The 13,123-nt window shown below is 50.9% G+C and carries 8 protein-coding genes and 1 riboswitch; of the genes, 4 read left to right on the plus strand and 4 right to left on the minus strand.

Annotated features, from left to right (window positions below):
• The first annotated feature begins 85 nt into the window (after positions 1-85).
• A complete protein-coding gene (locus CFX1CAM_RS11140) occupies positions 86-1,021 on the plus strand; it encodes a pseudouridine-5'-phosphate glycosidase (RefSeq protein WP_173745461.1) in 936 nt (311 codons plus the stop codon).
• Positions 1,022-1,043: 22 nt separating this feature from the next.
• Here the strand turns inward: CFX1CAM_RS11140 and CFX1CAM_RS11145 are convergent, their stop codons facing one another.
• A complete protein-coding gene (locus CFX1CAM_RS11145) occupies positions 1,044-1,973 on the minus strand; it encodes a hypothetical protein (RefSeq protein ID WP_087863172.1) in 930 nt (309 codons plus the stop codon).
• 110 nt (positions 1,974-2,083) lie between these two features.
• Between CFX1CAM_RS11145 and CFX1CAM_RS11150 the strand changes: the two genes are divergently transcribed.
• On the plus strand, positions 2,084-4,162 hold the full coding sequence (locus tag CFX1CAM_RS11150; RefSeq protein WP_087863174.1) for a protein kinase domain-containing protein: 2,079 nt from the start codon (positions 2,084-2,086) through the stop codon (positions 4,160-4,162).
• Positions 4,163-4,211: 49 nt separating this feature from the next.
• Here CFX1CAM_RS11150 and CFX1CAM_RS11155 read toward each other — a convergent pair whose 3' ends face one another.
• The 3 genes from CFX1CAM_RS11155 to CFX1CAM_RS11165 form a co-directional block, all read right to left on the minus strand.
• Positions 4,212-6,164 carry an alpha-amylase family glycosyl hydrolase gene (locus tag CFX1CAM_RS11155; RefSeq protein WP_087863176.1) on the minus strand — a complete coding sequence of 651 codons (1,953 nt, stop codon included), beginning with the start codon at positions 6,162-6,164 and terminating at the stop codon, positions 4,212-4,214.
• Positions 6,165-6,175: 11 nt separating this feature from the next.
• Positions 6,176-7,174, minus strand: coding sequence for a PfkB family carbohydrate kinase (locus tag CFX1CAM_RS11160; RefSeq protein ID WP_087863177.1), 999 nt, complete (start codon positions 7,172-7,174; stop codon positions 6,176-6,178).
• A 116-nt stretch (positions 7,175-7,290) separates the two neighbouring features.
• A complete protein-coding gene (locus CFX1CAM_RS11165; RefSeq protein ID WP_162287689.1) occupies positions 7,291-8,304 on the minus strand; it encodes a LacI family DNA-binding transcriptional regulator in 1,014 nt (337 codons plus the stop codon).
• A gap of 466 nt (positions 8,305-8,770) precedes the next feature.
• Here CFX1CAM_RS11165 and CFX1CAM_RS11170 point away from each other — a divergent pair, with 466 nt between their 5' ends.
• Both CFX1CAM_RS11170 and mgtA read left to right on the plus strand, forming a co-directional pair.
• On the plus strand, positions 8,771-9,739 hold the full coding sequence (locus tag CFX1CAM_RS11170; protein WP_087863179.1) for a potassium channel beta subunit family protein: 969 nt from the start codon (positions 8,771-8,773) through the stop codon (positions 9,737-9,739).
• 273 nt (positions 9,740-10,012) lie between these two features.
• Positions 10,013-10,168, plus strand: a riboswitch (M-box (ykoK) riboswitch).
• Positions 10,169-10,384: 216 nt separating this feature from the next.
• The gene (gene mgtA / locus CFX1CAM_RS11175; protein ID WP_087863180.1) at positions 10,385-13,105 is read left to right on the plus strand and encodes a magnesium-translocating P-type ATPase; all 2,721 of its coding nucleotides are present in this window, start codon (positions 10,385-10,387) and stop codon (positions 13,103-13,105) included.
• The last annotated feature ends 18 nt before the right edge of the window (positions 13,106-13,123 follow it).

Genomic DNA, 13,123 nt, shown 5'->3' on the forward strand with positions numbered 1-13,123 from the left:
TGATTCGTACGCGGCAAAATCATGCTTTACAATCGAACTATAATCATTGACTGAAATAACTTCTTGCAAAAAGGATCAACACCTGATGAACGACCCCTTGCCCCCCTCTTTTGTCCTCTCCCCCGACCTGCTGCAGGCGCTCAACCTGGGCTTGCCCGTTGTGGCGCTGGAATCGGCGGTGATCACCCACGGCTTACCCCACCCGCACAACCTTGCCCTCGCCCGGGATGTCGAAGCCGAGGTGCGCGCCCAGGGCGCCACGCCCGCCACCATCGCCCTGCTGGAGGGCAAAGTCCACGTCGGGCTGAGCGAGGCGCAGATCAGCGCACTGGCGGAGATGGAAGCGCCCCGCAAGATCAGTCTGCGCGACCTCGGCATCGCCCTGGCTGGCAAACTGAGCGGGGGCACAACCGTCGCAGCCACGCTGTACGCAGCCGCGCAGGCGGGCATTCGTGTATTTGCCACCGGCGGGATCGGCGGAGTGCACCGCGGATCAGTCTTCGACATCTCAGCCGATTTAGTTCAACTGGGTAGGTCACCCGTGGTGGTGGTATGCGCCGGCGCCAAGGCAATTCTCGACCTGCCAGCCACCCGTGAGGTGCTGGAAACCCGGGGGGTGCCGGTGATCGGCTACCAGACCGATGAATTTCCCGGGTTCTTCACCCGCAGCACTGGGTTGAGCGTCGATCAGCGCGTCGATACCCCCGAAGCCGCCGCCCAGATCGCACTGGCGACCTGGAAAGCCGGCCTGCGCAGCGCAGTGCTGCTGGTGGTACCGCCGCCTGAAGCGGTATCGATGCCCGCCGATGAAATCGAAGACGCCATCCAGGCTGCGCTGGCACAGGCGGAAACGGCAGGAATCCACGGTGCGGCGGCCACGCCCTTCTTACTGCAGCGCGTCAGCGAACTGACAGGTGGTGAAAGCCTGCGTGCGAACCTGGCATTGCTGAAGAATAATGCCAGCGTTGCTGCGCAGGTTTCTAAAGCGCTCCATGCGACTCAAGGTTTTACCAATTTTTAGACAGCGTCTGTGTTGATTATGGTCAGGGGCGCCGGGTCATCGTCGGTGTCATGGTGTTGGTGGCTGTCGGCCAGCGCGTTTGTGAGGGGGTCACCGTGGGCGTGCTTGTGGGCGTGCGGGTGGGGGTATCGGTCTGTGTGGGCGGCAAAGACGCCGTGGGCGATTGCGTCCATGTGGGAGATGGTGTAACCGTTGAGGTCACAATTTCACCGAGAACGGTAAAATATCCTGTAACCTTCCACTGTGTGCCTACGAAAATCTGCACTTCATAGGTGCCCGGTCGCCAATGTTGATCGGGGGGCTCCCAATTGGTATAACCGTAACCGCCGGTGCCATCGAGCCAGGGACGGGTTTGAAAGTGCACCAGTTCGCCCTCCCAATACCAGAGTGCGCTCCATTGTGAGCCAACCGCCATATTGTTATAACTGAAGGTGCCAAACAGTTGGCCAACCGGGTTATCAAATTCCTCTGCCGGGTCAATCGGCTGCCAGTCCTCATCCACCCGTCGGGCGAAAACAATCGGGCTGAACAGGGCATCGGGGTTGGGAGGAACCTCAGATTCACTTTTGCTTTCCACTTCAGGGGGCAAGCTGGGCGTGCTGGTGATCGAGGGTGTGTCAGTGATGGTGGGTGTCAGCGTAATCGAAGGTGTGATGGTGATGCTGGGCGTGACGGTAACGGTCGGCGTCTGAGTGATGGTGGGTGAAGGCGTAATAAACACATACACCATCGGTTCAGCGTAATTGAGGGTTACCCAAGCCAGGGGAATTAACAGGATCGAGATGATGATCAACCGCCAGCCGCGGCGCATGCGGGCTTGCCGCTTTCCAAAGAAAGGTATTTTGCGTCCTTTGGTCAGATGGTTGATGCCGAAAATCAATGTTAAAATAGCGGCAACCCCCATGATGATTACCGCGGTAAAAACCGTTGATTGAATATCAATTTTCAACATAAGCCGATTCCGTAAATACAAACAAATTATAGCGTATTTTATCGTTTACAATTAACTGTATAACGATAGATATCGATTTTTTCGATACGATCAGATGATTAATTAGTGCAATGACCTTGAAAAACGGTTATCTCTTACGCGATCGCTACCGCATTCTTGACATCCTCGGGCAGGGGGCTATCGGGGTCATATACCGCGCCGTTGATGAAAAACTGGATATCAGCGTGGTGATTAAGGAACGTGCTTATCGTTCAGAAGACGATGCTCAGCATTTTCAACGCGGCGCCAGGGTTCTGGCTTCACTCCGGCATCCCAATATCGCAAGAGTTTATAATTATTTCCTGATTGAAGGTCAGGGACTGTACCTGGTGGGGGAGTACATCGAAGGGCAGGATTTGCGGCAATGGTTGTCTGAAGCGGGAGAGTTGACTGAAATGGAAGCCTTGCAGGTTGGGATTGCCATTTGCAATGCTTTAATTTATTTGCACAGCCAGGATCCGCCCATCCTCCATAACGGAATTGCGCCCAAAAACATCAAAATCTCACCCTTTGATGAGATCATGCTGCTGGATTTGGGAATTGATGATGATTATTTGCAAAGCCAGTGCAAAAGCACCTCCACGCAAGTAAAGAACCACAGATTTATCGCACCAGAGTGTTTTTCTGACGAAGGGCTCGATCAGCGGTCGGACATCTTCTCCCTGGGTGGGACTCTGTACACTGCCCTGGGCGGATATCCGCCTGAAAACAGCCGGGAACGGGCGCTGGGCAAAGCACAACTATCACCATTGCTGGGATATCAACCGGGGCTCACCCGCCTGACCGTGAAGGCAGTCAAAACAGCGCTCAACCTGCGCTGTGAAGACCGCTGGCAATCGGCTGCTGAGATGAAAGCCGCGCTGATCACCGCCCGCAATGCCCTCCCCGCAGATAAGCAGAAAGACACCCGCCTGACATCCCTTGATCAGATGTCAACCTCGGCGTCATCTTCTCGCAAAGAGTTGAAAAAACAAGGTGCCTCGTTGATTGACCGGATCAAGTCAAAAAAACCGTTTTCTAAACGCGATCCGGGCCGGTATATTTTTGCTACCGTCATTGTTGTATTGGGGGCTTTGCTTGGTTTTACGCTTCTCAGGCCGCAGGGTTTGCATGGACTCATAACGATCGATCCGCAACCCACCACGATGCAAATCGATGTGGATCATCAAAATGAGATGGTAGCGCTCCCGTTACCCACAGCAGAACCGATTATTGTGAATACAGTCGCCCCCCCGAATGAAGAAATCATCTTGACAGAAACCGAACCCGGTTTCGACCCTGCTCCCACGTCCATAGGCGGCGGCGCTCGATTGCTGGCATTTGTCTCGGAGCGCTCGGGCATCCCTCAAATTTGGCTGATTGACGTGTCCAGTAAGGAGACAACCCAGCTCACCGACCTGGATGACGGCGCTTGCCAGCCTGATTGGTCTCCCAGCGGGGAACACATCGTGTTTACGTCGCCCTGCATGTCAAAACGGGCAAGCTACCCTGGTTCCCGGTTAATGATTATCGATATTGCCAGCGGCGAAATACACTCTCTACCCCCCTCTTTGGAGGGAGATTTTGACCCGGCCTGGTCACCGGATGGCGAATGGATTGCCTATACCACCCTCATCAACAAACGAGAACAACTGGCAAAAATTAACATCAATGAGCTCAAGCCCCTCAGGCTTTCTGACGGCAGTTATCGCGATTCTTCGCCTGCCTGGTCGCCAGATGGAACACAACTGGCTTTTGTTCGCAACCGGGGTGTGGATCAGATCTGGCTGATGGATCCGAATGGCAAAAATCAAGTTCAGTTCACGCGGTCAGGTAGGATTGATAACACCAACCCCACCTGGTATTACGATGGCAGCCTGATTCTTTTCAGTCAATCTTTTGGCGAAGGCAGCGCTTCCAAGCAGATTTACGGGATGAGAGTCGAAGATATAGGTCATGCATTAGAAAACAATATTATCCCCATGATGAAACTGGATTACATTCCCCTGATGGATCATGTGGATGTGTCGCCGGACGGTTACTGGCTGGCGTTTGAATACTGGTATTTTAACATCCTTGAAGATATTTATGTCATGTCTTTTCCCAGCGCCAACTTGATCCAACTGACTGATCACCCCGGTCCGGATTATCATCCGGTCTGGTCTCCCTGATAGGGTTCAAAAGAAAACAAACATCAAAGGGTTCAATTTCCTGTCCCACCTATGATTCTGACTGCAACCACAGGTATTGACAGGGCGCCAGGGATAGGACGGAGTCGCCATTTATCACGGTTCCGCTGACCATGTCCACGAGGGGGAACGCCAGGTTGCACAGCCGCAGCACATTGTTTGATACGGTCTGAGGTTGATCGCTGAAGTTATTCAGGAACAAAATATTCGTTGCTTCGTCCGCATGGCGATAGGCAAACACGTGCGGGTTGCCTGAATCGATAAACTCAGGCAGCCCCTGTTGAATTATGGGCGTTGATTTCCTGAGCTCAATCAGGTTTCTTAAACCGTGAAATATTTTTCCGGAGATCGTGCTCTCATCGGTGCTGAGGGCATAAAGTTCCGGGTCAGCTTCCGGGCGGTGCACCCAGCGGCTATCATCGGCTTTAGCCGGGTTCTGGCGATAGGAGTAATCGTTGAGGGTTCCCACCTCATCTCCCAGGTAGATCAGCGGTATCCCACCAATGGAAAGGATCACATTGTGGATCAGCAAAATCCGGCGGATGGCGATATCGACCTCAACCTCGGTCTCTTCGGTGATGGCTTTTTCTAAACCAGCCAGAGAGGCACAGGTGCCGGAGATGCGGGCGTCGCGAGTTTTTGGGTTTTCCTGAAAGGGCAAACCGCGCCCAAAGCTGCCCTCAAAGACACCGGTGAAAAATGCGTTCAGAAATTGACGGTGGTCAAAGGCGTTGATGCCCAAAGCGCTGGCATCTTCATCGGAAAAAGTCCAGCCGATGTCATCGTGGCAGCGCACATAGTTGACCCAGGCGCATCCCGGTGGAAGCGCAAACCGGTTAGACATTGAGTAATGCAGAAGATCTACCTCACGGGTAGCCAGGCTGTTCCACAGCAGCGCCATCAACAGGGGGTTGTAAGATAGCTGGCATTCCTCAGAATGAATATATTTAGCCACTTCATCGGGGTGCACAATTGCTTCTGACTTAAAGAGCAGGGCGGGCGCGGCAATCCTGGCAATAGCATTGAATGCCTGGATCAGCATGTGCGCTTCGGGCAGGTTTTCGCAGGTGGTTCCCAGCTCTTTCCAGATGAAGGCCACTGCATCCAGGCGTAAGACTTCCACCCCCTGGTTGGCTAAAAAGAGCATCTCATTGGCCATCTGGTTGAAAACTTCCGGGTTGGCATAATTGAGGTCCCACTGATTGCTGTGGAAAGTGGTCCATACCCATTGGTCGATATCGTCAAAATAAGTAAATGCACCCGGGTGCTCATCAGGAAAAATTTCGCGCAGGTGAGCTTCATAGGCGTCGGGCATCTGGCGGTTGGGGTACATGCGGTAATAATCCTGGTAGACCGGGTTGCCAGCCCGCGCCTTGACAGCCCACTCATGTTCGCTGGAGGTGTGGTTGAACACAAAGTCAAGCACCAGGCTGATGCCTTCGGCGCGCAATTCTTTAGCCAGTGCACGCAGTTCTTCCATAGTGCCCAGCCGTGGATCGACTTCCCGATAGCTGCTGATGGCGTAACCGCCATCATTTTCGCCCTCGGGGCTTTTAAACAAGGGCATTAAGTGCAGGATGGTCAGACCAAGTGTCTTGAAATAGGGAATTTTTTCACGAATGCCTGCCAGGTTGCCAGCAAAAAGATCGGTATAACACACGCCGCCCAGCATCTGATGGCTCTGAAACCAGTTCGGGTGTTCCTCGCGGGCAGCATCCAGCGCCTGCAGTTCAGCGTCCCTCGCAGTCCAGGCATGCGCCATCAATCGCAGCAGAACTTCAATGTGATAGAAAAAATCGTACTGGTTGCCGTAAAGGTGCAGCAGGATTTGAAATAAACGCGGAAAATGCTGCTTCAAGCGGGTTTGAAATTGCCCCCACGCCCGGGGGTTTTGCGCAGCATACGCCGAAAATTCAGTTTCCAGTCGCGGCTGCAGCCTTTCTAATGTACGTTGTGCTAAAAAAATTGGCTCGTGCTCAGACATTGTTTTCACCATCAACCCAATGATGCCTTATTCGTAGGTCCCTCATAGCCGGGTTCAGCAGCCTGCAAGAATGCCTCCACCTGCGATTTGGTGGGCAAAGCCGGGATCGCCCCGCGTTGTGTAGTGGTCAGCGCACCGACGGCATTCGCCACTCGGCAGACATCCCTGAGCACATGGTCTTCATGCCAGGCTGCCGGGTGATTGAGCAGACCCATCAACAGACCGGCGACAAATCCATCGCCGGCACCCGTTGTGTCGACCGCCTGGACGTTAAAGCCCTGCACCTGTCCCTTGATTCGGGGTGTGTAATACCGGCAGCCATCCGCCCCCAGGGTCACCACGAACAAACGCAAATCATCATGCCAGAGCGCTTCCACAGCCCGGTCGAGATCTTCCACACCGGTCAGAAAAAAAAGCTCTTCCACACTGACCTTAACCAGGTGCGCCTGCTCCCAAATGCTCAAAATGCCCTTTTTTGCAGCCGGGGCATCAGGCCACAGCATCAGGCGCAAATTAGGGTCATAGGATACAAGAAGACCCTGTTGGCGGGCAACCTTCAAAGCGGTCAGCGTGGCACTCCTGGAGGGTTCACTGATCAGGCTGATCGACCCGATGTGAAGGATTTTTGCCGCTCGAATGAGATCCACAGCGACTTCTTCCGGCGAAAAAAGCATGTCTGCGCTGGGGTGCCGATAAAACATAAATTCACGTTCGCCATCAGCCCGCAACGAGACGAAAGCCAGCGCGGTACGCGCATCCTGTGAGAACACCAGCCCGCGCGTATCCACGCCTGATTGGTCCAGCGTTGCTTTTAGAAACAAACCGAAGGCGTCATTGCCCACCTTCCCCAGGAACGCGCTCGAGACGCCCAGTTTCACCAGCCCTGCTGCCACGTTGGCGGGCGCACCGCCAGGCGCTTTTTTAAACGCCGGCGCGTCGATGAGCGTCACCCCGGAGACCGTGGGGACAAAATCGATCAATAATTCGCCTAAGGTGATCACATCAACCATGGTGTCTCGTCTTCTTTCTTAACACTAAAACTTTATAAGTTGGTCATCTTAGCGTAACACAACCCGACCAATGATCAGCTCAATTTTTTAATTGATGGGTTTTTAACCCGGTTATCTTACGTGGTCTGCCGTTCAATGATGGTGAGTGGCAAGCGGACATGTCGCAAGGGACGCTCGGGATCTTTGATGCGGGAGAGCAGGATTTCAACGGCCAGCCGCCCGGATTCGTCCAGGGACTGGTGGATGGTGCTCAAGCCCACGTAGTCAGCCAAATCCAGGTTGTCGAATCCCAGGACAGCCAGGTCCTGCGGGATGCGCAACCCCAGCGCGCGCGCTTTGTTAAGCACACCCAGGGCTTGCATATCCGTGGCACAAAAGATAGCAGTTGGGCGGTCGGGTCGGGTCAGCAGGGGTTCAATCTGACGTTCGGCGTCGATGACGGTATACTGCGAAGTACAGATAAAATCAATCGGTAAGGACAACCCGGCTTTTTCAATCCCTTTTTGAAATCCGAGCAACCGCATCGTAATCGGTAAAATGGCAAATTCACCCAGGTCGGTGGTGTCGCCAAGGAAGGCCAGTCGCTGATGTCCCTTGCTGATCAGGTATTCAGCCGCCATTTCGCCCCCGGCAATATCATCAATTTCGACTGTGTTGAGGTCTTGCCGGGGAAACTCGATCAGAACCGTTTCCAGACCATGATCTTTTAGTTTTTTCGCCGATTCATCGTTGACGCGCAAGGAGAGCAAGATCAGACCCTCCAGGTGACCGGTGACTGGCAGGGTCGCCAGGTAGTAGTTCAGGTGGTCAAGGGATTCAATGGTAAAAATGGTCAGCTCGTAACGGGTTGAAAGCAGCCCTTGTGCCACGCCGCGCAAGCGCTGGACAAAGGCTGGGGCGGTAAAAAAGGGCGTCAGCACGCCAATGCGGGCAAAATCCTTCATTGCCCGGGCGCGTGCTTCTGCCTTGGGGACAAACGCCAGGCGGTCGATTGCCTTCTGGACGCGTTCACGCGTGTCATCGCTAACGCTGGAGCTGGCGTTGATCACCCGCGAAACGGTGGAGATGGACACGCCTGCCGCCTTTGCGACATCGTAAATGGTGGGTGTACGGCTGGATTTCGAACTCATGGCACAAAACGGGTTGATTGAGGGTTTATGAAACTGCTTCCATAAAAGGATTTTCATCAATATATTAACACAAAGTGCTTTGCCTGTCAAATCTTAAGAGAGGCGCCTTGAAAAACAAATGAGATTGCCCTATCGACATCCTTGCAGAACGCGGGGAGCGCTACGTCAAAGTCCACCCAAAGACAAATAACGTTATATAACGAACGAAGCAATTTTCAAAACGCTCACCACAGGTTGAACACACATATTGTGAAATTCGCTTTGCATTTTTAAATCTGGATTGCAACAGCAGGAGGAATGTACCCTTAAAGGGCTTTTCACAGTTGAATCTCCCGCTCAGGGTTGGTTCATGGTTACAGGTTCGGGGTTGGGATCAGTCCCCCGCTTTACTTTGCGCGTATAATAAAGGAGTCGTTAGATGAGATGTTCTTCAAAAATGATACTGTGAACGCATAAAGGAGAAAAAATGGAATATCGAAATTTAGGAAAAGCGGGTGTTAAAGTCTCAGAGCTCTCACTAGGTGCCTGGGTGACTTACGGATTTCAATTTGGTCTACAGGAAGCCAAGGAGATTATGGCGGCGGCTTTTGACGCCGGTGTGAACTTCTTCGATAATGCTGAGGCTTATGCTGCCGGTGAGGCAGAGATCATCATGGGTCAAGCCTTCAAGGAGCTGGGCTGGGCGCGTAAGGATTACCTGGTCTCGACCAAGATCTTTTGGGGTGGAAATGGGCCTAACGACCGTGGGCTTTCTTACAAACACATCATCGAAGGCACCAACAATGCGCTCAAACGTCTGAATCTGGAGTATGTTGACCTGATCTTTGCCCATCGCCCGGACCCCGAAACGCCAATCGAAGAAACGGTGTTTGCCTTTAACCAGGTCATCCGGGAAGGCAAAGCCTTCTATTGGGGCACTTCGGAATGGTCCGCCGCAGATATCATGCGAGCCACAGACTTTGCCCGTCGCAACAGCCTGCGACCGCCCAGCATGGAACAACCCGAATACAACTTGCTCCACCGTTACCGGTTTGAAGTGGAATATGCACCGCTGTATAAGGAGCTGGGTTACGGCACAACCACCTGGAGCCCGTTGTACAGCGGCTTGCTGACCGGCAAGTATAACGAGGGAAAAATCCCCAAGGGCAGTCGGGGTGATCTGAAAGCCTACGCGTTTTTGCGAGAGAAATTTGAAGATGAGAAGAAATTAGCGGTCGCCCGAAAACTGACCGAGGTGTCGGATGACCTGGGAGTCAGCCTGGCGCAGATGTCCCTCGCCTGGCTGTTGAAGAATCCGAACGTCAGCACCGTGATCACCGGCGCAACGCGGGTCTCGCAGGTTGAAGAAAACATGAAAGCTGTGGAGATCAAAGACCGTCTCACCGATGATGTGATGGCGCGCATTGATGAGATCATCAAGGACGTGGAATTCTAATGCGCTGGCGGTTGTAAATGACGCCATCAGGCTGAACGTAGTGCGTTCAGCCTTTTTGTTTGCCTATTGGTTTTCAGTTTAAACAGGATATGATCAGTCAGGTTAACGGATTTAGACGTGCGGGCGGAAAGGCGCCAAACACCGCCATCTTTCGGCGGTCTACACTTTTTTCCTGCCAGACTTACATGTGTTGTTCTATTAAGTTTTCGGCGGGAAAAATGAAAATCCTTGACAGCCCAATTTATATATGCTAAATTTATTTTTGAACAAAATATTACGACTCGGTAGGTGAGGCTACTACGCGGATACGGATTACTGCCGCAAAATAGTGGAGACACTATGAGCTGGTATGAACAGTTGTGGTCGATTAAGGCTTCAACGAATGTAATTTCATCGCCTCGCAGAGTTAAAGCTCAAACGGGACTGCTTATGAATTATGCTCTATGCATCTGTTGGGTTTGCATGGAGCTTTTTTATGCTCAATCAGGGTAGGCATCACAAATCTGTCTGACAGCCTTGATGGATAAGCCTTCATAAGCTAAAGAGATGCGTTGCACCGATCGCGATCCACCCGCAGTAGTGCTAAATCAATCGAGTGGATGTGCTTTTTCAATGCATTCTGCCCAAAATATTGGAGTTGAAACGATGACGAACAAAAACAATACCAATTCATTCGTTGCTGCCCCAGGGGATATCGTCAGAAACGGTGAAGTCAATCAGAGGCTTTTGGATGCATCCAGAAACAAGATGCCAATTGTCTATGACCTGCTGGAGAGTTCGGAAAGCGGCAAAACAGAAGAGCAGATAAAAACCGCCAGACATCTGTACGGGGAAAATATCGTCACTTACGAGAAAGGTGATTCCGTATTCAAACGGCTGGTTGATGCGTTTATCAATCCATTCACTTTGATTCTAATTGCCCTGGCTGTCGTATCTGCTTTCACTGATATTATCTTAGCCGGTGCGGGCGAAAAAGATTTTACAACCGTTTTGATCATCGTCGCGATGGTGTTGATTTCGGGAATACTGCGATTTGTTCAGGAGACTAGAAGTGGAAACGCAGCCGAAAAACTGCTCGAGATGATTGAAACCACCGCGAACATTGAAAGAATTGGTGAAGGGGCGAAAGAAATCCCTTTAGATGAAATCGTTGTCGGTGATATTGTGCATTTATCCGCCGGGGATATGATCCCTGCTGATATTCGTGTCATCCAGGCGAAAGACTTATTTATCAGTCAAGCTGCATTAACCGGGGAGAGCGAAGCTGTAGAAAAAACTTCAACAATTATTGAAGATGACAGCACTGTCCTGGAAAAGAATAACCTGGCTTTTATGGGCACCAACGTGCTCAGTGGTTACGCAAAGGGAATCGTTGTTGCCACCGGCAATGACACGATCTTTGGCGGAATTGCTCAGGAATTAAAAAAGGAACCGATTGTTACCAGCTTTGAAAAGGGCGTAAATGCGGTCTCCTGGGTTTTAATCAGGTTTATGATGGTGATGGTTCCAATTGTTTTTGTGATCAACGGCCTCACAAAAGGGGATTGGTTAAGCGCCTTGTTGTTTGCAATTTCGGTTGCGGTTGGTTTGACCCCAGAAATGTTGCCGATGATTGTGACCGCTGGACTGGCGAAAGGTGCGATCGCGATGTCTAAGGAAAAGGTAATCATTAAAAATTTAAACTCAATTCAAAATTTAGGCGCAATTGATATTCTTTGCACCGATAAAACAGGAACCCTTACCGAAGACAAAATTATTTTACAGTACCACTTAGATATTGATGGCAACAGCGACACCCGGGTGCTGCGACATGGATTTTTAAATAGTTATTACCAGACGGGTTTAAAGAATTTATTGGATATCGCCATCATTAATAAAACCATGGAATTAAAAGATCATGATGAAAACATCAAAAGCAGCATACATCGCTATGTGAAAGTCGATGAAGTTCCATTTGATTTCGAACGGAGAAGAATGAGCGTGGTGGTCGAAGATGAAACCGGTAAACGGCAGATGATCACCAAAGGCGCCGTTGAAGAAATGCTGACCATCTCAACCTTTGTGGAATATAAAGGAGAAGTTGTTGAACTTACCGAGAAAAAGAAGGAAATCGTCCTGAAAAAAGTTCAGGAGTTAAATAGCGATGGCATGCGGGTCATCGCGGTTTCACAGAAAACAAACCCCTCACCCGTTGGTGAATTTTCCATTGAAGATGAGAGCGACATGGTTTTAATTGGCTATCTTGCGTTTCTTGACCCACCAAAAGTAAGCGCAACTGCCGCTATCGAAGCGTTAAAAGCCCATGGCGTTAATGTGAAGGTCGTTACAGGGGACAATGAAGAAGTCGCCAAAAGCGTCTGTAAACAAATTGGCATGAAATTCGACAAAGTTTACATTGGTTCAGACGTTGACGACCTTTCAGATCAAGAACTGGGCGATCTGGCAGAAAAGGCAACAATTTTTGCAAAAATGTCGCCTTCACAAAAATCCAGGTTGATCAATGCTTTGCGGGAAAAGGGGCACTCTGTAGGGTATATGGGCGATGGCATTAACGATGCCGGGGCGCTGGAAGCAGCAGATGTGGGCATTTCCGTTGACAATGCAGTCGATATCGCCAAGGAATCAGCCGATGTGATCTTGCTGGAAAAAGATTTAATGGTGCTTGAAAATGGTATTCTTGAAGGCAGAAAAACCTATGCGAATATCATTAAGTACATCAAGATGACAGCCTCTTCGAATTTCGGAAATGTTTTTTCTGTATTGGTGGCGAGCGCATTTCTGCCCTTCCTGCCAATGGCGTCTTTGCACCTGATTTTGCTCAATTTGATTTATGATCTTTCCTGCATTGCCATTCCGTGGGACAACGTCGATAAAGAATTTCTAGAAAAGCCCAGAACTTGGGATGCCAGCTTGGTAACAAAATTTATGCTCTGGATCGGGCCAACCAGTTCTGTGTTTGACATCACGACCTATTTATTAATGTACTTTATCATCGCGCCCATGTTCACAGGCGGGTTACTGTTTCATCAATTAACCGATCCAAAAATGATGGCATTGTACATTGCCGTCTTCCAGGCGGGCTGGTTTGTGGAATCAATGTGGAGTCAGACCCTGGTGATTCATATGATCCGAACGCCAAAGATCCCTTTCATTCAAAGCCGTGCTTCAACAGAGCTGATTGCCCTCACCTTTGCCGGAATCGCCGTGCTGACGGTCATCCCATTTACCGGTTTTGGCGCCTCGATCGGCCTCGCGCCGCTGCCCAGTATTTATTTTGTGTATTTGGGCATTACGGTTGTCCTGTATATGGTGTTGGTGACAATCGTAAAAAACCTGTATGTAAAAAAATATAAAGAGCTCCTGTAAAGCGGAAAGGGCTTTACG

The organism is Brevefilum fermentans (genome assembly GCF_900184705.1).
Classification (GTDB): domain Bacteria; phylum Chloroflexota; class Anaerolineae; order Anaerolineales; family Anaerolineaceae; genus Brevifilum; species Brevifilum fermentans.

Coding starts and splice junctions, on each gene's coding strand:
- CFX1CAM_RS11140 (WP_173745461.1), top strand. CDS start 86: ATGAACGACCCCTTGCCCCCCTCTTTTGTCCTCTCCCCCGACCTGCTG.
- CFX1CAM_RS11145 (WP_087863172.1), bottom strand. CDS start 1,973: ATGTTGAAAATTGATATTCAATCAACGGTTTTTACCGCGGTAATCATC.
- CFX1CAM_RS11150 (WP_087863174.1), top strand. CDS start 2,084: ATGACCTTGAAAAACGGTTATCTCTTACGCGATCGCTACCGCATTCTT.
- CFX1CAM_RS11155 (WP_087863176.1), bottom strand. CDS start 6,164: ATGTCTGAGCACGAGCCAATTTTTTTAGCACAACGTACATTAGAAAGG.
- CFX1CAM_RS11160 (WP_087863177.1), bottom strand. CDS start 7,174: ATGGTTGATGTGATCACCTTAGGCGAATTATTGATCGATTTTGTCCCC.
- CFX1CAM_RS11165 (WP_162287689.1), bottom strand. CDS start 8,304: ATGAGTTCGAAATCCAGCCGTACACCCACCATTTACGATGTCGCAAAG.
- CFX1CAM_RS11170 (WP_087863179.1), top strand. CDS start 8,771: ATGGAATATCGAAATTTAGGAAAAGCGGGTGTTAAAGTCTCAGAGCTC.
- mgtA (WP_087863180.1), top strand. CDS start 10,385: ATGACGAACAAAAACAATACCAATTCATTCGTTGCTGCCCCAGGGGAT.